The 22,176-nt window shown below is 60.5% G+C and carries 16 protein-coding genes; 5 read left to right on the top strand and 11 right to left on the bottom strand.

What is annotated here, in order from left to right; translation table 11 throughout:
- Nucleotides 1-5: 5 nt before the first annotated feature.
- Nucleotides 6-1,712, top strand: coding sequence for a LeoA/HP0731 family dynamin-like GTPase (locus tag KSS93_RS06705; RefSeq protein ID WP_217887644.1), 1,707 nt, complete (start codon nucleotides 6-8; stop codon nucleotides 1,710-1,712).
- Between the two features lie 97 nt (nucleotides 1,713-1,809).
- Here KSS93_RS06705 and KSS93_RS06700 read toward each other — a convergent pair whose 3' ends face one another.
- The 5 genes from KSS93_RS06700 to KSS93_RS26640 all read right to left on the bottom strand — a co-directional run bounded on the left by KSS93_RS06700 (nucleotide 1,810) and on the right by KSS93_RS26640 (nucleotide 7,055).
- On the bottom strand, nucleotides 1,810-2,460 hold the full coding sequence (locus KSS93_RS06700) for an OmpA/MotB family protein (RefSeq protein WP_217887643.1): 651 nt from the start codon (nucleotides 2,458-2,460) through the stop codon (nucleotides 1,810-1,812).
- 12 nt (nucleotides 2,461-2,472) lie between these two features.
- The gene (locus tag KSS93_RS06695; protein ID WP_217887642.1) at nucleotides 2,473-4,455 is read right to left on the bottom strand and encodes a coiled-coil domain-containing protein; all 1,983 of its coding nucleotides are present in this window, start codon (nucleotides 4,453-4,455) and stop codon (nucleotides 2,473-2,475) included.
- Entirely contained in the window at nucleotides 4,452-5,684 is a 1,233-nt protein-coding gene (locus tag KSS93_RS06690) for a hypothetical protein (protein ID WP_217887641.1), read from the bottom strand. Before KSS93_RS06690 ends, KSS93_RS06695 begins: the two co-directional genes overlap by 4 nt.
- Before the next feature lie 60 nt (nucleotides 5,685-5,744).
- Nucleotides 5,745-6,686, bottom strand: coding sequence for an ATP-binding protein (locus KSS93_RS06685; protein WP_217887640.1), 942 nt, complete (start codon nucleotides 6,684-6,686; stop codon nucleotides 5,745-5,747).
- 237 nt (nucleotides 6,687-6,923) lie between these two features.
- Entirely contained in the window at nucleotides 6,924-7,055 is a 132-nt protein-coding gene (locus tag KSS93_RS26640; protein WP_263975043.1) for a hypothetical protein, read from the bottom strand.
- A 269-nt stretch (nucleotides 7,056-7,324) separates the two neighbouring features.
- On the opposite strand from KSS93_RS26640, the gene KSS93_RS06680 reads away from it, so the two are divergent.
- The 3 genes from KSS93_RS06680 (at nucleotide 7,325) to KSS93_RS06670 (ending at nucleotide 9,450) form a co-directional block, all read left to right on the top strand.
- On the top strand, nucleotides 7,325-8,347 hold the full coding sequence (locus tag KSS93_RS06680; RefSeq protein WP_217887639.1) for a helix-turn-helix transcriptional regulator: 1,023 nt from the start codon (nucleotides 7,325-7,327) through the stop codon (nucleotides 8,345-8,347).
- A 7-nt stretch (nucleotides 8,348-8,354) separates the two neighbouring features.
- Nucleotides 8,355-8,891, top strand: coding sequence for a GIY-YIG nuclease family protein (locus tag KSS93_RS06675; protein ID WP_217887638.1), 537 nt, complete (start codon nucleotides 8,355-8,357; stop codon nucleotides 8,889-8,891).
- 400 nt (nucleotides 8,892-9,291) lie between these two features.
- A complete protein-coding gene (locus KSS93_RS06670) occupies nucleotides 9,292-9,450 on the top strand; it encodes a hypothetical protein (protein WP_217887637.1) in 159 nt (52 codons plus the stop codon).
- On the opposite strand, the gene recD is transcribed toward KSS93_RS06670, so the two are convergent.
- From recD to KSS93_RS06645, 5 genes are all read right to left on the bottom strand, one after another.
- Nucleotides 9,438-11,525 (bottom strand): exodeoxyribonuclease V subunit alpha, encoded by a 2,088-nt coding sequence (recD, locus tag KSS93_RS06665; protein ID WP_217887636.1) that lies wholly within the window; start codon nucleotides 11,523-11,525, stop codon nucleotides 9,438-9,440. The two genes, KSS93_RS06670 and recD, sit on opposite strands and share 13 nt — an antisense overlap.
- A complete protein-coding gene (gene recB / locus KSS93_RS06660) occupies nucleotides 11,522-15,202 on the bottom strand; it encodes an exodeoxyribonuclease V subunit beta (RefSeq protein ID WP_217887635.1) in 3,681 nt (1,226 codons plus the stop codon). The genes recD and recB overlap by 4 nt, the downstream gene beginning before the upstream one ends.
- Nucleotides 15,199-18,669: an exodeoxyribonuclease V subunit gamma gene (gene recC / locus KSS93_RS06655; protein ID WP_217887634.1), complete on the bottom strand. Its 3,471-nt coding sequence runs from the start codon at nucleotides 18,667-18,669 to the stop codon at nucleotides 15,199-15,201. Before recC ends, recB begins: the two co-directional genes overlap by 4 nt.
- An 83-nt stretch (nucleotides 18,670-18,752) precedes the next feature.
- Nucleotides 18,753-19,490: a hypothetical protein gene (locus tag KSS93_RS06650; RefSeq protein WP_217887633.1), complete on the bottom strand. Its 738-nt coding sequence runs from the start codon at nucleotides 19,488-19,490 to the stop codon at nucleotides 18,753-18,755.
- An 87-nt stretch (nucleotides 19,491-19,577) separates the two neighbouring features.
- Nucleotides 19,578-19,808 (bottom strand): hypothetical protein, encoded by a 231-nt coding sequence (locus KSS93_RS06645; protein ID WP_217887632.1) that lies wholly within the window; start codon nucleotides 19,806-19,808, stop codon nucleotides 19,578-19,580.
- 168 nt (nucleotides 19,809-19,976) lie between these two features.
- On the opposite strand from KSS93_RS06645, the gene KSS93_RS06640 reads away from it, so the two are divergent.
- A complete protein-coding gene (locus KSS93_RS06640) occupies nucleotides 19,977-20,852 on the top strand; it encodes a BrxR family helix-turn-helix transcriptional regulator (protein ID WP_217887631.1) in 876 nt (291 codons plus the stop codon).
- 313 nt (nucleotides 20,853-21,165) lie between these two features.
- Here the strand turns inward: KSS93_RS06640 and KSS93_RS06635 are convergent, their stop codons facing one another.
- A complete protein-coding gene (locus KSS93_RS06635; protein WP_217887630.1) occupies nucleotides 21,166-22,116 on the bottom strand; it encodes a 5'-nucleotidase in 951 nt (316 codons plus the stop codon).
- Between the last annotated feature and the right edge of the window lie 60 nt (nucleotides 22,117-22,176).

Raw genomic sequence — 22,176 nt, 5'->3', positions numbered from 1 at the left:
GCAACATGAATTCGACCCTTGAAAGCTTTCAAAAGCAGAACAACCAGGCGCTGGCACTGCTGGGCAAGCTGCAGGCGTTTCTCCAACAAGGTGCCGCGCTGGGCGTCAATATCGACCCCAGCCTGCTGAGCAAACTCGAACACGCCAGCCAGAACCTGGCCACCGAAAAGCTCAAGATCGCCCTTATCGGTGGCTTCTCTGAAGGCAAGACGTCCATCGCCGCCGCGTGGATGGAGCGCCTGGACAAGGCCAGCATGAACATCAGTCAGCAGGAGTCGTCCAACGAAGTGAAGGTCTACGACGTAGACAACAACTTTGTGCTTATCGACACCCCCGGGCTGTTCGGTTTCAAAGAACAGTACAACGCCGACATCGATGCCATGGAGAAGTACAAGGACATCACCCGCAAGTACGTCAGCGAAGCGCACTTGGTGCTGTACGTGATGAACTCCACCAACCCGATCAAGGACAGCCACAAGGACGACCTGAACTGGCTGTTCCGTACCCTGGACCTCCTGCCGCGCACGGTGTTCGTGCTCAGCCGCTTCGACGAAGTGGCCGATGTTGAAGATGAAGACAGCTATACCCAGCATCTACAGGTAAAACGCAACAATGTTGAAGCCCGTCTGCGCGAGAGCATCGCGGCCACCGACGCGGAAGTAGCAGCCTTGAGTATTGTTGCTGTCGCCGCCAACCCGTTCGACATGGGCACCGACTATTGGCTCGAACGCCTGACCAAATTCAAGGCACTGTCGCATATCGACAGCCTGCAACAGGCCACTTCCTGGAAAATCCAGTCCAGTGGCGGGCCTGCGAAAATCGTCGAGCTGGCGCGTAAGAGCGTCATCCTCGACGTGCTGCACAAGGAATTGCCAGTAGCGGTGGAGAACGATCAGCGCCTGGGTGATGAAGTGGAGCGTCTGAGTGGAGTCAACCGCGCCCTCACTCGCCAACTCAGTGGCGCTGAAGGCCAAATAAGTGAAGTACGCACCGGCCTGCGCGAGTTTGTTGCACGTTACTTTGCCGGGTTGATCCTGCGTACCAAGGGCCTGACCCAGGAAACCTTCCAGGAATTCTTCGAGCATGAAATAGGTCGCGACGGCGTTATGGTCAACACTCGCCTGAAGAACGAATTTGATCGCCAGCTCAACGGTGTCAGCCAGGAGCTTTCCCGCATGCGCCTTAGCTTCGACTCGGAGATAGACCACTTCAATAGCACCGTCATCGACCTGGGCAAGCAGGGCTTGAACTACGTGGTCAAGGGCAAGTTCATCAACAACGGCAGCATCCTGGCAGCCCGTGATGGCATCGTCAGCGCAGCCAAGACGTTCGGTGTGGATCTGGGCAAGACCCTCAAGTTCAAGCCGTGGGGTGCGGTGAATCTGGCCAAGAACCTCAATGGTATCCTTTCGGTGGCGGGCTTGGCACTGGAGGCCTGGGACAGCTACGAGCGCAAGAAGCGTGAAGATCAGTTCCGCCTGGCGCTCGTCGAGATGGAGGACAACTTCAACGATCAGCGTGAAGAACTGCTGGCCCTCATCGACGCCCCAGGCTTCGAGGCCCAATTCTTCCCAGACTATGCCTCATTGCGAAGCAATGCCGAAGACGTGCGTCATGCTATCCAGAGCCAGAACACGCTGCGTGAACAGTTCCAGCAATGGCGCCAAAGCGGGGAACTGATCGAAGCTGAGTTCACCCGTATCGAAGGGTAAAAGCCGTGCACTTCAGCTCAAAACTCTAACGCCGTGCCATGTTTGCAGGGGCGGGTTTACGTGCCCCTGCAAAGATGGCGTTGTTGCTGGAGAGCGCTTATGGCTTGGCCTGCTCCGGTGTGATCCAGCGTACTTCGATACGCCGTTGTTGAGCATCCTCTGGTGCAATACCGGGGATGGGCTGTGAATCTCCATAACCCGCCACCACCACTCGCCTTGCCGTGGCAGCATCAAGGTTGCCGATAATCAACTTGCGCGCCTCGCGCGCGCGCGCGGCCGAGAGCGTGAAGTTGTCGTCGTAGACCGTGCAATTTGCCTCGAAGTTGGTGACCGGGCGCAACACCGGCAAGTTGTCGGTATGGCCCTCAATGTAAACCTGCGCGCCCTGGAACTGCCCCAGGAACTTCGTCACCGCCACTTCGATGCTATTGAAGGCTTCCCGGGACTGCTCAGTAATACAGGCACTGCCACGGCCAAAAACGCCATCTCGCAGCGTCAGTTTCTGCGCGCCCAGATCTAGCGCCACCAGGCTGGCGCCTTCAGTGCTATTCAGCGAGTCGCGCAATGCACCCAGCAACTGCTCCACCTTCTGCCGCTGGCTGGCACTGCTCTGAGCCTGCTCCTGCTGGTGCTTGATGTCCGAATAGCTCTTCTGCAGCACCGCCATCACCAACAGCAGCATCACCACCGCCATTACCCCAGCCATGAGGTCGGCAATGGACACCCATTCATTCGGTTTGTCTTTCATCGCCTGTTACCTTCACTCAACCGTTTCTTGCTGCAACACCACCGGCTGCGGGCGGTCGAGAACATGAAGCTGCTCGATGATCTGACGTAACGACTGGGTGATCTCGGTGCCGGTACTGTGTTGCTGGCTACGCTCGGCAAGGTTGCCCAGTGCCTCCAAGTGCTGCTGGATACCTTGAATGTTAAGGCCGATCAGATCCACCCGCGCCGCCAGTGCATCCACCGCCGGTTGCAGTGGGCTGCTCTGCTGCATGGCATTGAGCCGCTCTACCAGCGCCCTGATTTCATTGGCTGCCAGCTCGGCCTGTTTCGTCACCTCGTCGTAACGGCCATCAAGAGCGACCATGCGCCGGCCACTTTCGGAAACCGCCTTGAGCCCCGAAGTGATCCGCTCTTGCAGTACTTCCACCAGGTGCGTCATGCCTTGCACTTTTTCCTGCAAGGTGTAGCTGGAACTCTCGAACGTGCTAAGCGCCGTGGCCTGCATCTTCAGCGAGCGCTCATTGGAAGACTTCATATCATCCATGATCTCGCCGACGCTCTGAGACAGGTTGTTCACCGCAATGGCGATACCTTGCGTGGCGTCAGACAAGCTGGCAGACATTTGCTCCATGCTGCTGGTAAAGCTGCTACCCATCAGCCCAATGGTCTCGCCCAAGTCCTGCTTCAGATGCCCTAGCACACCGGCGACACCTTCCTTGAAGTCGGCAATGGCTTGCTGCAGGTCACCTGCAGACTCACCGATGGTGCTCGCTGCGCTGGCCATCTGCTCGGCAGCGCCAGAAATTGACGCCAGGTTGCGTGAGTTGCTGTCGATTAAATGCTCCATGGCCTGGCGCGTAGCACGAGCGTCTTCGAGCTGCGCCTGGCTCTGCTCGCCATGCTGCTGCAACTGAGTATCGATGCCGCCCAGCGCTATCAGCACTTGTTCGTTAGTGCCGTTCAAGGCTTTCAGCAATGGCATCGCAGTGGCCAAGGTCTTGCCGCTGGCTTGCTGGATTTGCAACAAGTCTTGTCGAACCTTGCTGCCGGCCTGGGCTTCTTGCAGCAGGGCTTGCCCTACCTGGTTTGCGCTCGCCTGCAACTCTTGCAGCTTTTGCAACTGCTGGCTGCCCACCTGCTGGCCCTTGAGCAGCGACTGGATGCTGGCCTGCTGCTCCTGCAACAGAGCCTGCAATGTCTGGTTACCGGTTTGCTGCACTTGCAACAATGTTTGCAGGGTCTGGTTACCCGCTTGTTGATCCTGCAGCGACACCTTCAACGGTTCCAGCAACGCGTCGATGCTGGAGCGGTTGTTGGTCAGCGCCTGCTGGGTCGCGGTGGTGTGGTGCTTGAACTGGCGGCTCTGCAAGTCCAGCAACTGGCGCTGGCTCTCGTTTTGGGCAGCCATGTTCTGGTCGAGGCGGGCCAAGGTGTCGAGCAGCGTCATCTGCGCCTGCTGACGCTCCTCCTGCCGCTGCTGACGGCTGCTGTCGAAGGCCTGCTTCATCTGCTTGGCACACCAACGCAGGCGGCGTTCCTCGTAGCCATTGCGTGCGGCATAAAGCTTGAGCAACAGGAACGCCAGAATGCCCCAGGTCGAGGTTTTGAACTTGGTGCCCAGGCCTTCCATCATGCCCATGAGATTCTTCATGGCATCGTCCATGCCGCCACCGGCATTGGCGTCCACCAGAATGGTCGATGCCTTGTTCAGGGCGATGCCAAGGCCCAGAAAGGTGCCTAGTAAACCGAGGATCAACAGGATCCCAGGCATGTATTCGGCCATCCGCTCGCCAGGGCTGGCCACCGCAGCACTGATTTCATGCAGTGAGCCGTGCTCAACGTCCAGGTCGTCCTGGCCGCCTCCCTTCCATCGGCTAGCCCAGGTCTGCTCGCGTGCGCCGCGCTTCAACGCCACCACGGTCAGCAGCGAAAGCACGCCGATCAGCCCGGCGAACAACAGCTGCAGCGGGTCGGCAGAAGGCAGCAGGAACGTCAGGATCTCTTGAAGACTCACGCAGACACCTCAACCAGGCGGGCAGCACGTTCACGGCTGGCTTCTTCGAAGATGTTGGCAAAGTCGATGATCAGGCTCTGCTCGTCTTCGGTGAGCTCCTCCCACATTTTGCCGTGTTGCGCACAATCAATGATGACCATGCCCACCTGCTGGCTGTCCGCAAGCAGATACGCGTCGTCGGCGAAGTCTTCCGGCCCCTTTTCCAGTACCTGCAGGAAACCCTCGGCGGCGAACACGTAGTTGCGCATTTCCTGGTTGCGTTTGCGCAGCTCGTCCATCTTCGCCTTCAGGCCTGGCAAGCGAGCCTGAATGTCGGCCAGGGCGGCCTTGTCTTCGGCAGAAGGCTCACCGAGGTTCATGCTGATTTTCAGCTGACGCTCCTGCACCTGAAGCTTGGCCACCGCTTCGCTGAGGGTTTTCCAGTCCTTCTCCTGCTGCTCGAGGTTGCAACCCCAGGCCATGATCAGCTCTTCGAACACAAACGGAATCAGCTTCTTGCCGAAGCGAACCGCAATCACCTCATCCAGGCGCACCGCCTGGACGTCACTGATTTGCGGTTTGGCCTTGAGCAGCTCGGAGGCCACTTCAACCAGGAACAGGTCGTCGCGGTTCAGGGCTTCCAGGTCCTGGGCGCGAATCAGCCGCTGTTCGGTTTCCTTGAGCAGCTTCTGCGAGGCACGCAGACGCAGGTAGTGGTCGAAATCGGCAATGCGGTTGTTCTCCAGCACTTGCTGGATGCGCGTGCTCAACTGCGCATACTGGGTAATCAGAGTGGCCAGATCGAGGGCCCGGCGGGCGTCGCCGCGCACATCTTCACGGGCTTCGCGCAGCACTTCCTCGTGAGTGGCCGCCTGCTCCATCTCTGCATCGTTCAGCACGATGTCGCGTAGCGTCTTGGCCTTGGCGATAGCCCACTCGACAGCAGCCTTGACCTTCTTGGCCAACTCGCTCTTTTCCCAGTTCAGCAGAGCTTCCAGCGCCTTGTCGAACGCGCGAATGGCCGTGGCCACCCAGGGAAAGGTCGGCAGTGCAACGGTGGCCCACTGCGCGGCCACCTTGAGCGCGGGCCGGACCACATTGGCGATGAATGGCTTGACCTTGCTCCACACCTCGCTGACCTGCCCCACGAACGATTCGGCCTTGGTAGCCATCCAGTCCAAGGCATCCCTGGCTTTTTCGCGCACGGTTTCGTACGTGGAGCGCGCTTTCTCTACAACGGTTGAACCCACGCTTTTGATAGCGCTCCAGCAGTCCGATAAAAAGCCCATGAATCAGTCCTCTTGATGGCGTCAGTCGATACCCAGCATGGCTTTGGCCCGCTTGGCATCCTTGATGGCGTGGTTGGCGTGGGTGGCGACCTGCCGCTGGGCGGTCTGCACTTCGTCGATAGCTAGTTGAATGTGGCTCAGTTGCAAGGTGGCCGGGCTGCCCTGTTGTTCCGCGGCAAGCAGTGCCTTGGGCAACGCCAGGCGCATGCAGGTACGTATTTCGCGCCCCGACAGCCCTTCCGATTGCAAGGCCGCTTCCGTCAGCAGCAGCTCACGGGGCGAGTCCAGCGGGATCTGCTCCACCAAAAAACGCGACCACAGTTGCTCGCGGGCGGCCAGATCCGGAAGGCTGAACTCGATGTGGTAGCCGATACGGCTGCGAAACGCTTCGTCGTAGTTGCCCGCGAAGTTAGTGGCAAACACCACGATGCCCTCGTAGCGCTCAAGCTCAATCAGCAAGGTCGAGCGCATGGCGTTGACCTCGTTGTCTACTCCTTGAGTCACCGACGACAAGCGCTTGCCGAGCAGCGTATCGGCCTCATCGAAGAACAGCAGCGCACCAGTCTCTCTCGCCTGGGCGAAGGCGGCCTGAATATTGCGCGCCGTTTCGCCCATGAACTTGCTTTCCAGCTCGGCAATGCCCAGAGCCATGAATGGCAGACCCAGCTGGCCGGCCAGCGCCTCGGCGCACAATGTCTTGCCTGTGCCCGGTGGGCCGTAGAAGTTAAGGATGGCGGTCATGCCCATGGGATCGACCGCAGCGAAACCCCAGTCCTGGTAAATGGTGCGATGAAAACGCAGGCGCGCCAGGCACTCGTCCAGTTGCAGACGTGTCTTGGCCGACAGCACCAGGTCATTACTCAGGGTGAAGCGTGTAGGCCTGATGGTGAAGCTTGGGTCGTTACGAGCGGGGTCCAACACGCGAGGTGGCGCCGCGTTAGCGCCGGAAGCGTTATCGTGCATGGGGGAAACCTGCGGAAAATAGGCTCGGGAACATCATTGGGAGGCATCCATGCTTCGAAGAGGTAGGGCATTAGAGGCAGAGCAACGTCCCTGCCTGAGCCATCTTCCAGCAGAAAGCTCAAAATTGGCATTTTGATTTCAAAATGCTATCGAGGCTACGAAAATCAAAAGACAATTTCCACCTCGACCAAAGTCGCGAGCCTGCCTGCCCTTCTACCCTTTCAAAATTCCAACCCCTCATTCCCCCTGCTCCGCCGCCTTACGCCAGAACGTATTCTCCCGTTCCATCTCCTTGTACCTGCAATACGCGCAGTACCCCGCCTTCACCAGCACCGCCAGGCCAACAGCCGCCAACGCATTCTTCAACATGGTTGCTTCTCTCTTTTGCCTTGAGGAGTGCTTGAAGCATGTCCAGCGGGCACGTCAATTTGTGTCGTACCCGGCCCCAAAAAACACTCCTGCACTGCGACACATTATGACCACCGACCAGCCCAACCTGGCGCCTTCAGCGCTCCAGGACGTCCATCACGGGGTTTCCAGCAGTGAGCGAACTAAAGCTTGCAGGTTTGTCGCCGATAGGCAGACTAATTGCCGTAATAGCCAAGAGCCACACCGCCAACTTTACAAGGATGTTTCTCTTGCCTTCTGCCAAGACCCACAACGCACTAAGCCGCCAATGGGAGCTACTGCGCCATCTGCCCAAGCGCTCCCCCGGCATCACCATTAGCGAACTGTTGACGCGCCTGACTGGTGCGGGCTACGTCATCAGCCGGCGTACGGTCGAGCGCGACCTACACGACTTGTCCCTGACGTTCCCATTGCAATGCAACGATGGCGGCACACCCTTCGGTTGGTATTGGAAGCCTGGGGTGAGCGTTGAGCTTCAGGGCATCACCCTGACCGAGGCGGTAAGTCTGGCGCTGGTCGAGGATGCCGTGCGGCCACTACTTCCCGGCAGCATGCTGAGCGTGCTGGAGCCGCGTTTCGAACATGCTCGGCAGAAGCTTAAGGGCCTGGGCGAGGGCAACCCGGCCGCACGCTGGCCCGACAAGGTCGCCAGCGTGCGACCCGACTTCAACCTGCTAGCCCCGCAAATACAGGCCGAGATTCTCGAGGCCCTTCAGGACGCGCTCATCAGCGAGCAGCAGGTGCAGTGCCGGTACCACTCGGCGCACAACGACAAGCGTAGCGACCTTACCCTCAACCCGCTGGCCATCGTGCAGCGCGGGCTAATCACCTACCTCATTGCCACCGCCGAGCCATACACAGACATCCGCCAATTCGCGGTACACCGCTTCCAGGCGGTGAAGGCATTGGGCTCGCCCTGCCAGGGGCTGGAATCGTTCGACCTGCAGCACTACCTGGCCACGGATGCCTTGCAATTTGGCACGCCCGAGAAGATCCAGCTTAAGGCCTGGGTCAGCGAGTTCCAGGCGCGCTTGATTCGTGAAACGCCACTGAGTGAAGACATGCAACTGGTGCCGCATGGACAAGGCTTTCAGCTGAGTGCGACGGTGAACGATACCTGGCAGTTGCGCTGGTGGGTGTTGTCGCTGGGCGATGCCTTCGTGGTGCAGGAGCCTGCGGCCTTGCGTCAGCAGTTGGGTGATGCGTTGCGCCGTGCAGCGGCCGCTTATGAACCTGACTCACTAGTGGTGTGAACACGACATGCTGAATGAATCGACCCTGAAGAATATCGCGACCCAGCTGTACGACCTGGCCGAGGGTGTGCAGCGCACTGTAGTTGAAGCGTCGCATCAGCTGAGTATTCCGTTTGATGCGATACGTGCGGACAACCGTGCGGCGCTGCAGGGAAGCCTGAAAACGTTGTGTACCGCCAAGGGGCGTTATATCTACCGGTTTTCGGTGGCTCAAGAGGTGTCTGAGCCGCTGCATAAAGCGTTTTTCGAAGCGAAGGCGGCGAAGAAGAATAACCGCGCTTATTGCCGGGTGAATGAAGCGTCGGCATTGCTGTATGTCGGGAGTTCTTCGAGCTTGTACTCGCGTATTCAGCAGCACCTGGGTTTTGGCAACAGCGGTACCTATGCCATGCAACTGTCGCATTGGCTGCCGCCTGTGGAGGGTGAGTTGAGCATTGAGGTGTGGCGCTTTGACACGGCCGTCAATGGCGCTGTTTTGCAGGCTATCGAGGATGGACTGTGGGCAATGAACAAACCCATGTTCGGCAGGCAAGGCGCCCGCTGATTCGGCACCGGGGTGGATGGCCAGGGCGGCGCCCTGGTTCGCGGACACAGCCAGTGCCACACGCCACTGGCCTACCTGGGCAACCGCGAACGCCACTCTGCCAACAGGGCATCGAACACTCCGGCAGCACGCATCTGCAGGGGCTGATGGCCACACTTGGCACAACGCTCAAACCAATTCCCAGGCCCCAGCGCATCGCTGAGTGGCGCAACGGTCTTGTTCCAGCCACAACGGCCACAGACAACGGTGAAAGGTCTGGGTCTTATCGGCATTTACAGGCTCCATATCCAAGGCTCACTGCACCCTGAAGGCCATCCACGACAAACGATGTCGCACACCCAAAACGACACATACTGAAGTGAGCAGCATCCACCTGCGGCCCCTTCAAAGGAGTACATCCATGAAAACCTACCGAGCCTTCATGCAAAGAATGAGCGCCAGCGCCGGCCCGCAGGCCAACTTCACCATTACAGTCCAGGCCGTGAGCTCTGACATGGCAAAGGTCACGGCCCAGTGGCCCGGCTGCAAATGCCTGAACTCGCCCACTCAGGTGCGTTGAGCCAGAGCCTCGTGCAGTTGCAACGCCAAGCCACTGGTGCGCTGCACATTGCGGCCCACCGCGCCTTCGAACACCTCTGGGTGAGTCTCGGCCAGGCTGAACCACTTCCTCGCGCGAGTGATGGCGGTGTACAGCAGCTCCTTGGTCAACACCGGGTTCAGCGCATCGGGCAACACCAGCGCGGTATGGGTGAACTCCGAGCCCTGGGACTTATGCACCGTCATGGCGAACACCGTTTCCACCTCCACCAACCGGCTCGGCATCACAAAACGCACGCCGCCACTGCCGTCGTTGCGTGGGAACGCCACGCGCAGGGCCTGCGCACCTTCTGGCCCCGGCACACATAGCACGATGCCGATGTCGCCGTTCATCAGGTTCAAGCTGTAGTCATTGCGCGTAACCAATACCGGTCGCCCTTCGTACCAGCCGTGGTCGCTGTCCAGCAAACCACACCGACGCAACTGGGTGGCCACACGCTGGTTCAACCCCTCGACGCCCCAAGGCCCCCGGCGCAATGCGCAGAGCAGACGGAACTGGTCGAATGCAAACAACACCTTGCCCGCCCATTCCGCCCATCGCTCGCTGTCCCACGCCGTGTCAGGTGCGGGGCGCAGGTCGCGCAGTTGCTCCAGGTAATGCCGGTAGCCGGGCGCATTGCGGTTACCATCGATGGCCAGGTCGGTAAGCGCGGCATCCTGTTCTCCACGCACCAGCAGGTTGAAAAGCTGCTCCGATGGCTGTTCGAGCACTCGTCGTGCTTCGCCAGCCTGCTTTTTGTTGATCAGCTTGGCCAGGCGCCCGATACCCTTCTGCGGGTCGAAGCGCCACGAGCGGCGCAACATCACGGTCTGCTGCGCCAACGGGGCGCCAGCGCCTTCGGCCATCTGCAACTCAGGGTCGAGCAGCGCCTCACCGCTATGGGTATTCAGCCACTGGGCGGTTTGCGCGTTGTAGTCGCCCTTTTCAGCCTCGCGGCACAGGTCGCCCATCACCGAACCGGCCTCCACCGACGCCAACTGATCCTTGTCGCCCAACAGAATCAAGCGCGCCACCTGGGGCAAGGCATCCAACACGCAGGCCATCATTTCCAAGTCGATCATCGAGGCTTCATCGACCACCAGCACATCCAACTCCAGCGGTTTGTCGCGCTGGTGAACGAAGTTGCGCGAGTTCGGTCGGCTGCCCAGCAAGCGGTGCAAGGTTGCCACATCCGTCGGTATCTCGGCGCGTACCGCGTCACTCACCGGCAACGCCCGAACTTCCTTGCCAATGGATTCGGACAACCGCGCCGCCGCCTTGCCGGTCGGCGCCGCCAGGCGAATACGCAGCGGCTTGCCGCTCTCGACCGCCGGGGTTTGCAACAGGCCCAGCAGGCGCACCACAGAGGTGGTCTTGCCTGTACCTGGCCCGCCGGTGATGATGCTGAAGTTGCCCCGGGCCGCCAGCGCGCAGGCAATTTTCTGCCAGTTGCTACCTTGCGCGCGCTCGGCTTCGGAGCGAGTGGGGAACAGCTCGTCGAGGCGACTGGCGAGGTTATCCGGGGTGACGGGCGCCACGCTCAAGCGAGCGCTCAAGGCTTGGGCGATGCTGCACTCGTAGTTCCAGTAACGGCGCAAGTACAGGCGCTGCCCCGCCAGCACCAAGGGCCGCTCGGGAGCGTCCTGGCAGGCATCGCGGTCCTCGACTAGGGTGCTGGCGGCCAGCGCCTGGCGCCACTGCGTAGCATCCAGACCTTGCAGCCATTGCGACGGCAGTGTGCTGCCCTCCTCGCCTTCAGGTGGCAACGACAGTACGAAATCCGGGGCTGCCAGCGTGGCGGCCAGGTCCAGGCAGGCGTGGCCACGACCCAGTTGGTGGCTGGTCATCGCGGCGGCCAGCAGCACGCTTGCCTGGGCTTGAGGGTCTTGTTCGAGGATGAACTTCGCCAACGCACGATCCAGCGCACGCAGCCACCCACGCGCAACCCAGGTATCGAGTTGCTGCAAGAGCTCGCTGTTGCTGGCCGCGCCTACGAATACAGCCACCTGCTCGGTATCACCCTGACTGCTGCTCAGTTGCTTGAGGGTCTGGCTCATGCGCTGGCCTCCGCGTGTTGCCCCATGAAGAGTTGGTCAAGCTGCGCGATCAGTTGCCGCGGTGGGCGCTCGAAGTGCAGGCCATGGGTGGGCGCCTGGTGCCCACGAATGAACAGGTACAGCGCCCCGCCCATGTGCTGTTCGTAGTCGTAGCCAGGCAGGCGCAGCTTGAGCTGGCGATGCAGGGCCAGCAGGTACAGGCACAGCTGCAGGTCGTAGCGTTTGTCCAGCATGATCTCGGCCATGGCCTCGGCGGCATAGGCGCTGTCGGTGCTGCCCAGCCAGTTAGACTTGTAGTCCGCCACGTAGTAACGGCCTTCGTGCTCGAAGGTCAGGTCAATGAAACCTTTGAACATGCCGTTCAATTGGTTGGGCGCCAGCATCGGTCGCAGCGCGCCACCCAGGGTGTGTTGGCGCACCAGGGCATCGAGACGCTCGACGTTCACGTTACGGCTGGAGAACCAGAACTCCATCTCGACCTGATAGGTGCTCAACGCTGCGAGCGTGCACTGGGTGCCGTTGAAGCGCAGTGGCGCCTTCAGGTAGTGGCTCAGCCAGGCCGACAGCGGGTCGATCCAGCGTTCCCAGCCACGCAGGTTGCAGCGCCGCGCCACGGCGTCGTGCAGGGCTTGTTCGTCGCTGGCCGCGTTGCCGAAGCCCTCTTCGCCGGCCCACTCGAACAACCCGTGCAGGAAGGTGCCCGGCCCAGCGCCTCGAGGGAAGGCGTGAATACCAACGCCGCCAGGCGTGTTCTGCTCGTCGTCCTGCTCTTGCAGGTTGGCTTCCAGTGCAGTGGCAGGCTCTAGCGCAACCGGCGACTCGGCGCCCATCCGGGCTCGGGCGTCGGCGATGGTCAAGGCGGAGTAGCTGGCGATCCACCAGTTCGCCGCCAGCGAGTGCAACGGGCGCAAAGCCTCGCTTACCGACGGGCGCGCTGGCGCCACATGGACACCCTGGGTTTGCGCAGGTGCCTTGCACACCGCGATGTAGTCGCTGCCCTTCGCAACGGCTTCCACTACTTCAGCCAGCCGCTCAGGCGCAACCGTGTCCTCGCCTGCCAGCAAGTAGCCCAAGCCCGACTTGTGTAGGTCAATCGACGAGCCCCCTGTCTTGAAACCTTGGGGCGCCACGCAGATCCAGGCGGCGTAGCGGGCACGGGTCAGGGCGACATACAGCAGGCGCATTTCCTCGCCCATGCGTTCATCGTCGGCGCGTTTCTGCGCAGGCTTCGCCGGGTCGCCCTTGCCCAGTTCAAGTACCAGGCTGTATTGCTCATCCTGTTGTTCATGGAACATCGGCGGCACCTTGCTGCGGCCATCCACCGCCCTGGCGCTGCACGCGAACGGCAACATCACCAAGGGGTACTCCAGGCCCTTGGACTTGTGCACGGTCACCACCTTGATCAGGTCCGAGTCGCTTTCCAGGCGCAGAATTTCTTCCTCGCTCTGTGCCTCGATCTGCTCGGCCAGGTGGCGAATCAGCGCGTGCTCGCCATCGAGTTCGGCGGCACTGCGCTGCAGCCATTCGGCCAGGTGCAGCAGGTTGGTCAGGCGGCGCTCGCCCTGTTCCTCAACGAGCAAACGGGCCGGCACCTTGAAGGTAGCAAGCAGCCTGCGCAGCATGGGCAGCACACCTTGTTGCTGCCACAGCACGCGGAAGTCGCGGAACCACTGCACATGCTCTTCCCAGCACAGCTCGTTCAGGTTCAGTTGCTCCAGGCCCTGCCAGGAAATACCCACGCTGCGGGTGGCCAATGCCGCACGCAGCAAGCGGTCGCTAGTGGGCTGGGCACAGGCCCGCAGGATGTACAACAGGTCGGTGGCTTCTTCGCTTTCGAACACAGAGTCGCGGTCAGACAGATAAACGCTGGCCAGTTTGCGACGTACAAGGGCCTTGCGAATGGCTTCGGCTTCCTTGCGACTGCGTACCAGAATGGCGATATCGGCAGGTTTGAGTCTAGTGAGATGGCCATTACGGTTGCGCAGGCCCGAGAGTTTGGATGTGCTGCGATCGAGCCAGGTCTGAATCGCTGAGGCGCATACCTCGGCGGCCTCACGCAGGTACGTGGCGTTGTTGATGACGCCATTGGTTTGCAAGTGCCAGAAGGTCAGGGCCTTCTGCTTTTCACCCTCGATCTCCAACGTATCGCTGCGGCCTTTGGCGTCGACGCCGCTGAACGGAACCGGGTTCTGCCCGTCCTTGGCGAAGCGGAAAGCTGCACGGGGGCGGCCTTCGGCGAATCTGAAACAGCGGTTGACGGCCTCAACCATCGCTTGCGTGGAGCGGTAGTTGGTGCCCAGGGTGTAATGCCGGTTCTCGGTGGCCTTACGCGCCTTGAGGTAGGTGTAAATGTCGGCGCCACGGAAGGAATAGATCGCCTGTTTCGGGTCGCCAATCATGAACAGGCCGCAGTCGTCCAGGTTGTCGCTAATGCGGTAGATGCTTTCGAAGATGCCGTACTGAACCGGGTCGGTGTCTTGGAACTCGTCGATCAGGGCCACCGGGTACTGCTGGCGAATGGCCTGCGCCAGACGCTGGCCGGAAGAGCCTTGCAGTGCACGGCCGAGGCGGTTGAGCAAATCGTCGAAGCCGATCTGCGCCCGGCGCAGCTTTTCTTCCTCGAATGCCCCCTGCACTTCACGTAGTGCATGCAGCAGCAACTGCGCGCGGATGTCCTGCTTCGACTCCTCATGGTCGACCCAGGCATCGATAGCCTGGAACGCAGAATCCGGGCCGATGGAACCGCCTCTGTTCAGCTTGAAGCGGGTCTGTCCGCATTTGCGAACGTGACTACTGGCTTCGCCCCCCAGGCTCCAGGCAGCGATATCATCAAGCATTTGCCTAAAGGCTTCGGGGCTTTTGGTGGGGTAGGACCTACCATTCAGCACACTACAAGCTTCAAGCAGCAACTTCTCCACCTCCGCGACGCGCTGGGCCCAGGCGCCCCTTGCCTTCGCTTCAAGCTCAGCGCATTTCACAGTCCAGTTGGCAGGCCCCTGAAGCAATGCAGCCAGTTGTGCGGGCGCCGTGATCGGCGCCCCCGCCTGCTGAAACTCGGCATCGGTACGTGACAGAAGCGGCGTCAGCGCTTCGCGTAGCTCGGTCGGGCTTTTGAAGCTATCCGTCACCACCTTGGCAACCTCGGGCGGCAAGCCATAGAACTGCCGACGCCAGTAGTCCCTGACCACCTCATCGAGCAGCTCGCGCTGGTCGGTTTCCAGTGTCTGGGTAAACAAGCTGCCGCTGTCGAAGGCATGCTCGCGCAACATTCGGTAGCACCAGCCATGAATGGTCGAAACCGCCGCTTCGTCCATCCATTCGCTGGCCAACTGCAGTCGGCGGGCACAGGCCGGCCACTGGTCGGCGGAGTACTCGTCACGCAGCTTCACCAGCAGCGGGTCGTGGCACTCATCAGGTACCTGGAAGCACTGGGCAGCCTCGTTCAAGCGTGCGCGGATGCGGTCGCGCAGCTCTTGGGTGGCGGCGTCGGTGAAGGTCACCACCAGAATTTTCGGCGGTGTCAGCGCTTCCTTGAACGCATACTGGCCGCCATGGCCCAGTACCAGCCGCACATACAGCAAGGCGATGGTAAAGGTTTTACCGGTACCGGCACTTGCCTCGATCAAGCGGCTGCCATGCAGGGGAAAATCGAGGGGGTTGAGGTTAACCGCTGTCATTGGTCGCTCCCTGCGTCGGTCGAGGTGAAGTGGGCGTACAAGCCGCCATACAAGTGCTTGGCCCAGGCCGCGAACTTGCCGCTCGCGCACAGTTGGTCGAAGTCGGGGTAGGCACGCCGCTGGGCAAACGAGCGTTCCACTTCACCCTTGTTCATGTAGCCGCCGTCGTAAACGTCGCGCGCTTTGTCGTAGGCCGAACCCCTGTTTTCGTTGCTTTCCCCACCCGCGGCCAACCAGGCGAAGGCACTTTCGCAGGCCACTGGCAGTGGCTCTTGCATGCCCGCCACCCAGGCCTGGAGCAGCGCTTGCAATTGCTCCCGAGCCTGTTGCTCAGGCACTGGCCGGAACTCCACATCGCCATTCAAGCCCACCAAAATTGTCTTGCAGGCAGGCCCGTTCAACTGCAACGCAAGGTGGCGCAACCAAGGCCGCACCAGGTGTTGCCACCGCAGGCTGTCGTCGCTACACAGCTTCTTGCTGTCCAGTTGCAAGTACGCTCGCTCACGCAACGCGTTGCGGCGAATACCACCCAGCCAGTCCTTGAGGGCGGGAAGGTCGTCGGTGGCGTCAATGGCGGCGGCGCTCTGGCCCTCTTCAAGCTCAGGCCAGGCTTGCAGTTGGGCGTGGTACCGCGCTAGCAGGCCCGGCATCGGCTCCACCAGTTCCGAGGCACTCAAGGTGCCGAAGCCCCCCAGCGGCAAGGCGCCCTCGCGTTGCAGGCGTTTTACTTGCAGGTCCAGTTCGATCACGGCCTGTTCGGGGTCGTAAGCCTCCTCGACCCAGCGCTTGAGCGCCTGGGTGAGCCTGTCCTGATGCTGCCAGTTTTCCAGGCCATCGAGTTGGAAGGCTTCGTCATCGCGGTTGACCAACTCATCATCGTCGAAGTTGACCTTCAACCGCTGGCTGAAAAAGGCGCCCACCGGGTCGCGCACAAACTCAGAAAGTTGCCGAAGGCTCAACGGCGTGTCCTGCACCAGCGCTGGCAAACGATCGTCCGCTGGCTGCGAGGTGTGTTCGTCATGGACCTCGCGCCACTCGCTGGAGTAGGTGAACAAGCCATCAGGCCCCGGCTCGTTGGCGAAGTACGCGACGCTGAAGGGTTGCAGCGGGTGCTCCTGGGTCAGCGCTGGCAGCAGCGGCTGGCCGTTGGCTAAGCGCCAGCCGCTGGCCACATGGTCGCGCAACTGGCCGATCAGCACCGAGGGCACGCGCTCACTATTGTCGCGGATGTTGCGGCCCACCCAGCTCACATACAGCTGCTTGCGGGCCGACAGCAAGGCCTCCAGCAACAGGTAGCGGTCATCTTCACGTCGTGACCGGTCGCCAGGGCGGTAGTCGTTGCGCATCAGGTCGAAATCGACCGGCGATTGCTGGCGTGGGTAGTCGCCATCGTTCATGCCCAACAGGCACACCACCTTGAACGGAATCGCCCGCATCGGCATCAGCGTGCAGAAATTCACCGCGCCGGCCAGGAAACGCTGCGACAGGCCGCCATCCTCGACACCGCTGAGCCAGGCCTCGTGCACCACACTCAGCGGCAATGGCTGCGCGAACTGCGCCACCTCGCAGGTGCGCAACCAACCTTCGAGCAGCTTGAGCAATTGGTTGAGCAACAACTCTTCGCCGTCGCTCACCGGGCGGAAGAACACTTTCAACAAGGCTTGCAGGCGCTCTGCCCATTGCACCGGCGTGGCTAGCTGCTGGAGCTCCTGAAGGGCGACTTCCAAGTGGTCGAGCAAGGTCAGCAGCGGCCCGGCCAGGGCAGCCTCCAGCCCCGACACTTCGTCGTAGGGTTCGATGCCGTTGAGCTGAGGCGCTCGCCCAGCGGCGTAGCCCAGCAACATGCGCCGCATGCCAAAGCGCCAGGTGTTCTGCTCGAGGCCCGCCGGCATGCCCAGGCTTTCGCGCTGCTCGGCATCAAGCCCCCAACGCACACCGGCACCGTCGATCCAGCGCTGCAGGACGGGTACGTCGGCTTCGTTGATCGCGAAACGTGCGCGCAAGGCCGGTACGTCCAGCAGGTCGAGAATGTCGCTGGCAGCGAAGCGGCTGTGGGGCAGCTTGAGCAGGTGTTCCAGGGCGATCAGCAGCGGCTGGCGGCCGCGCTGGCCTTGGTCGGCTACGGTAAACGGCAGGTAGCGCGGGTCGTTTCTTGGCACCTGGCCGAACACCGCCTCGATGTGAGGGGTGTAGGCGTTGATGTCCGGTACCATCACGATCACATCCCGTGGGCTCAACTGCTTATCGGCGCTGAAGCGGGCGAGCAGTTGGTCGTGCAGCACTTCCACTTCACGCTGCATGCTGTGCACCACGTGAAAACGCAGCGAACGGTCGTCAGTAACATCTACAGGCCCCCAGGCTTCGCGGGTTTCCGGCAGTGGGCGCAGTTCAAGAATGTCGCTTTGCAACTGGCCCAACAGGGTTGCCGTATCTGGCTCGGTAAACAGGTCGATACGCCCGCCGTTGAGGCCGTCGAGCAGGTGACGATAACTGCCGGGCTCATCGTGGTAGTCGAGCAGGTTGATGTAGTCTCGCCCCTGTTTGCCCCAGGCGGCGAGTAAGGGTTGGCCGTGCTCGTTCGCAACTGCGGCAACATCTCGGGCAGGTTGGCGACGGTAGTGGTGCGCCAGCAAATCTTTGTCGGCGACGATATCGCCCCAGTGGTGCCGGCAAGGATTGTGCACGCACAGCAGCACCTGGCTGTAGCGGGAAAGCTCTTTCAGGGCTTCGAGCACCTGCGCAGGCATCGAGGAAATGCCGAACACCACCACCCTGCGTGGCAGCCCTTTCGGCGCCAGGTCAGCGCTGCGCAGGCGAGCGACGAAGCGTTTGTGAACCCCAGCGCGGCTTTGTTCAAGCGCGCCCTCGCCAACATCGGCCAGCACCTCGCGCCATAGCTGCGCCTGCCATAGGTTCGGCGCATCCAAGGGCTGCGCAGTGCCCTTGATGTGTCGCAGTTGATCGTGCCCGGCAGCCCAATCTTCCAGCCAATCGGCGCGGTATACCTGGTATTGGTCAAACAAGTCCGCCAGTCGCTCGCACAGTTGGTGCATCTTGCGCTGTTCATCGTCCTTTTCCAGAAAGCGCTGCAGGCTTGCGAAAGCCGGGTTATTGAGCAAGTTGGGCAACAGGCGCATCAGCCGCCAGCTCAGCGCGGCCTTGTCCAGCGGCGAGGACTGCGGCGTGGTCTGCGCCCCAAGCACCCCGCGATACACCTGCCAAAGAAAGCGCGCCGGCAACTGCACATCCAGCGCTGCAGCAATGCCGCAGCCGCCGTTGTGCGGGTCTTCGGCGAGCGCAAGTTTCAGCCACTGGGCGATGCCGTTGCTGTGCACCAGAACCACTTCGTTTTCCAGCGGCGCCAGCGGGTAGCGCTTCATCCAGCTCACCGCCAATTCGCGAAGGTCATCGAGGCGGTTGCCGTGAATCACCATCAACCCGGGCTTCAAAGAATCTGCTTCCTGCATACGCACTCCTTCGGTGTATTCAAACGCGGCCCTGCCTGGCAGGGGGTCAAAACCTGTTCACTTCGTTCGGGGCCAGCTTGGCCTCACTTGCGCAGCAGCTCATGCCGGAAGCGTGCTTCCAGGGAGGGTATTTCCAGCAGCACGTCTTCGTCCTTCCAGACGTGATAAGAGCGATCCATTGCCACATCACCGGCCAAAAACGCCTCATCAAACGGCGCATCGTCATCTATTTCCTCATGCAAGGACGAGGTGTATCCCTTGATCCACAGCTTTCGCTTCTCGGCGCTGATGACGTAGCCGGAGGTGTACTCATTGCCCCCCAGCCGAGCGGGCATCGCCGAGCCTTTACGGGCCAGGGCAGTAACGGCAATGACCAGATGCGCCAGTTCGTCCATGTCCGGGCAAACCCGCTGGTGGAAGGCGGGCCAGAACAGTTTGTCCTCCTCCGAGCCGCGCCATCCGTTATTTTTGTTGACCTTGGGAAGGTCTTCGTAGGGGTGGGAGTGGAACGTGCCAATGAGCTCCAACTGCGGCCAGTACTCGCCGAAGAAATCACGTTTGATCCCGATCGACTCGAAATCGGGGGCCACCCAGTGAGTGTGCCTCAGTGCCGACGTCTCGACCGTGGCTACCACCGCCACCAAGCGGGCCGGAAGGCCGTTGCGCGCAGGCAGCCCGTAACCCCATAGCAACCCGAAGGTCTCCAGGCCTTTGTTAGCCTTGCCGCGGGCATGCGCCCGGTGCGAAACCTCGTAGGCCTCAATGGCCGACGTGAGCAATTGCGGCAGAACGTGATCCTCGATGATGACTTGTGTGCGCATGCCTCCTCCCCAGGAGTATTTGATGGGCTGCAGCCGTCCCTGAGCGCTTGCATGGCTTTCGGGCGCATGATGGCAAAACGCCTTAGCCTAGCTTATTTCTCGCTCACCAAGCGGTTGCTTGAAGCAAAACGCCTCGTATTTCTTGGTGACCATACCGAGCGAGCATTGCTGCTCGCGGCTACGCTGGCGCTCGGCGTGTAATGCTCGCTTGAGTTCCTGGTCTTCGCTCTCGAAGATCCGCGCCCAGCGCAGCGCCTCACGGCAGCCGCGCAGCTCCTCCCACACGTCTTGCAACTTGAAGTACTGCAGCAGCAACACCAGCAGGCTGACTAATTACCAATGCGGCCACCGTGCCCCAATCGCAGGTGCTCATCTGCCTGTTTCTCCCACTTGATATTCGATGCCAGAAAAACGATATGTATATATGAACGACATATCTATAATGTGGATATATACAGGTAAAGTATCGGCACACATGGAGGCCGCATGAAACGTCAACAATCCATCGCCCAAGTACGCTGGGACCTAGCACTTCGCTATCGCCTGATCGAAACTGTAGCCTGGTGGGAAGGCCGGCTGACCACTGGGCACCTGATGCAGAGCTTCGGCATCAGCCGCCAGCAGGCGTCGAAGGACATCAATACCTACATCACCGAACATGCGCCCGAAAACTTGACGTATGACAAGCAGATCAAGGGCTATGTACCAAGCGCGCAGTTCCAGCCGCTGTTCATCCAAGACAGCGCCAGCGCCTATCTGCACCTGCTTTACCAGAATAATGAACGCGCCCCGCACATTGATGGTCTGGCACTGGCTTATGCGCACACCAGGGTGCTGGAAGTGCCTGATCGGCCCATTCGGCCCGAGGTGCTGCGCCCCTTGCTCAAGGCTTGTCGTGAAGGCCTGCGTCTGGAAACCGAATACGTTTCCTTCAACACCCCCAACGTCGAGGTGCGCCTAATAGCACCGCATACGCTGGTCTACACCGGCATGCGCTGGCACGTGCGGGCCTACTGCGAAAAGAACGGCCAGTACCGCGACTTTGTCCTCAGCCGCCTGCGTGGGCAGCCAGACTTACTCGACGCATCACCAAACACCCGCGAGCAGGACGAAGACTGGAATATAGAGGTACCGATCATCTTCGAACCTGACTGGCGATTGAACGCGGCGCAAAAGGCAATCATCGAAACCGACTTCGGCATGACGCAAGGACAACTGATGGTTTCCAGCCGTCGGGCACTGGTGAAGTATGTGCTGCAGCGGTATCAAATCGACCACCGCAACATGGCAATACTGCCCGAGGCCCAGCAACTGGTGGTAAGCAACCTTCAAGAACTTCAGCCTTGGTTGATGAAGTACTGACACCTAGCTCACCGCACCGCAAACCGAGATAAACTAAGTCACTGCGCCCCTCTGGGCGCGCTGTTTCTGCTCAGCACCCTGCTGATGCTGGACAGACAGAAACGCCTGTTACGTCGTAGTGCTTCACTCAGTGGTTTATATCCGAATGGGAGGTGCCCGACAGTGGGTGGCCGGGCTCGTTATCGGCTGGCCAGGAATGCCTCTCGCAGTATCGTAAAAGCGCACTCAGGAGGCCTTCCTTTGTGCTTTACCCTCCATGGCCCAGCATCGCTTCGACAGACCAAGCTCCCTCCTAATCCAAAGGTGGCAACAGTCAAGCCACATCCGACCTAGTCACGTACGGCACTTTCCCAGATGGAACCCAGCTGGCAGCCGCCTCCAGATGCACATCTTGATCGTCGAAAAAGATATGTGGGTTGAACGCCCGAAGCACCTTGGGCTTACCGACACCGCCAAGGAAGAAAGCTTCATCCACATACACGCCCCAAGCACGCAGTGTGTTGATCACTCGCATTTCCGATGGGGAGTTTCGCGCAGTGACGATGGCGATTCTAATGGGTGAATCCTTGCCACCCGTTGGCAAACGCTCCTGCAACTTGGCTAGCTTCATCAACAGGCTAGCGTAGGGCCCCTCCTCCATGGGCGTATGCTGGAGCGCATCTTCCTGGGCTTGGAATGCATCCAACCCCTGAGTCTTGTACACCAATTCGCTGGCGTCGGAAAACAACACCGCATCACCGTCAAATGCGATACGCACTTGGCCTTCCGGTATTTGAGGGGCATTGGCGGGCGGCGCCTTGAGGATGGCCGCAGCGCATTGCCTCGAGTCGATAACCCTCTGCGCGTCTTCCACATTGGTGGTGAGAAACAGATCCACATCGAAGGCTTCGATATAGTCCGCCACAGACTCGCCGCCAGTGAACGCTGATCGCGTTATCGCCAACTGGTCACGTCGGATGGTCTTGAGTACACGAATTCCGGTATCTGGGCTGTTACGCGACATGACCACTACTTCCACCAATGGCGACTTGTCGTCCCCCCTCACGTACCGGTTGAGGCTGAGCAACGCCTTGACCAAGTGATAGCCCGTACCGGGCATCAACGGTTCGTCTTCTCGTTCCTGCATATAGCGACGGTAGTGATCAATCACGCTTTCAGGGTCTGCCTCCAGTGCTGCCTTGAACATCTGGTCAGACTCTCCCATATCGAACAGCGCCGTAGCGGAAATACCGACAACCAAGGTGTTACTGAGATCAAATGCCATGGTGCCTTTCCTTTACACCGTTCAAGTACGTCAGTTTTCTACCCGACTAGAATTTGTACC

The organism is Pseudomonas xanthosomatis (assembly GCF_019139835.1).
Lineage (GTDB): Bacteria > Pseudomonadota > Gammaproteobacteria > Pseudomonadales > Pseudomonadaceae > Aquipseudomonas > Aquipseudomonas fakonensis.
Note: the sequence above shows the minus strand (reverse complement) of the source record. Positions and strands in the feature narration are given on the sequence as shown.

What these genes read in the sequence shown, in the direction of transcription:
- KSS93_RS06675 (WP_217887638.1), top strand. Translation starts at nt 8,355, where the DNA reads ATGCTGAATGAATCGACCCTGAAGAATATCGCGACCCAGCTGTACGAC.
- recD (WP_217887636.1), bottom strand. Translation starts at nt 11,525, where the DNA reads ATGAGCCAGACCCTCAAGCAACTGAGCAGCAGTCAGGGTGATACCGAG.
- KSS93_RS06685 (WP_217887640.1), bottom strand. Translation starts at nt 6,686, where the DNA reads ATGCACGATAACGCTTCCGGCGCTAACGCGGCGCCACCTCGCGTGTTG.
- KSS93_RS06640 (WP_217887631.1), top strand. Translation starts at nt 19,977, where the DNA reads ATGAAACGTCAACAATCCATCGCCCAAGTACGCTGGGACCTAGCACTT.
- KSS93_RS26640 (WP_263975043.1), bottom strand. Translation starts at nt 7,055, where the DNA reads ATGTTGAAGAATGCGTTGGCGGCTGTTGGCCTGGCGGTGCTGGTGAAG.
- KSS93_RS06705 (WP_217887644.1), top strand. Translation starts at nt 6, where the DNA reads ATGAATTCGACCCTTGAAAGCTTTCAAAAGCAGAACAACCAGGCGCTG.
- recC (WP_217887634.1), bottom strand. Translation starts at nt 18,669, where the DNA reads ATGCAGGAAGCAGATTCTTTGAAGCCCGGGTTGATGGTGATTCACGGC.
- KSS93_RS06650 (WP_217887633.1), bottom strand. Translation starts at nt 19,490, where the DNA reads ATGCGCACACAAGTCATCATCGAGGATCACGTTCTGCCGCAATTGCTC.
- KSS93_RS06700 (WP_217887643.1), bottom strand. Translation starts at nt 2,460, where the DNA reads ATGAAAGACAAACCGAATGAATGGGTGTCCATTGCCGACCTCATGGCT.
- KSS93_RS06670 (WP_217887637.1), top strand. Translation starts at nt 9,292, where the DNA reads ATGAAAACCTACCGAGCCTTCATGCAAAGAATGAGCGCCAGCGCCGGC.
- KSS93_RS06635 (WP_217887630.1), bottom strand. Translation starts at nt 22,116, where the DNA reads ATGGCATTTGATCTCAGTAACACCTTGGTTGTCGGTATTTCCGCTACG.
- recB (WP_217887635.1), bottom strand. Translation starts at nt 15,202, where the DNA reads ATGACAGCGGTTAACCTCAACCCCCTCGATTTTCCCCTGCATGGCAGC.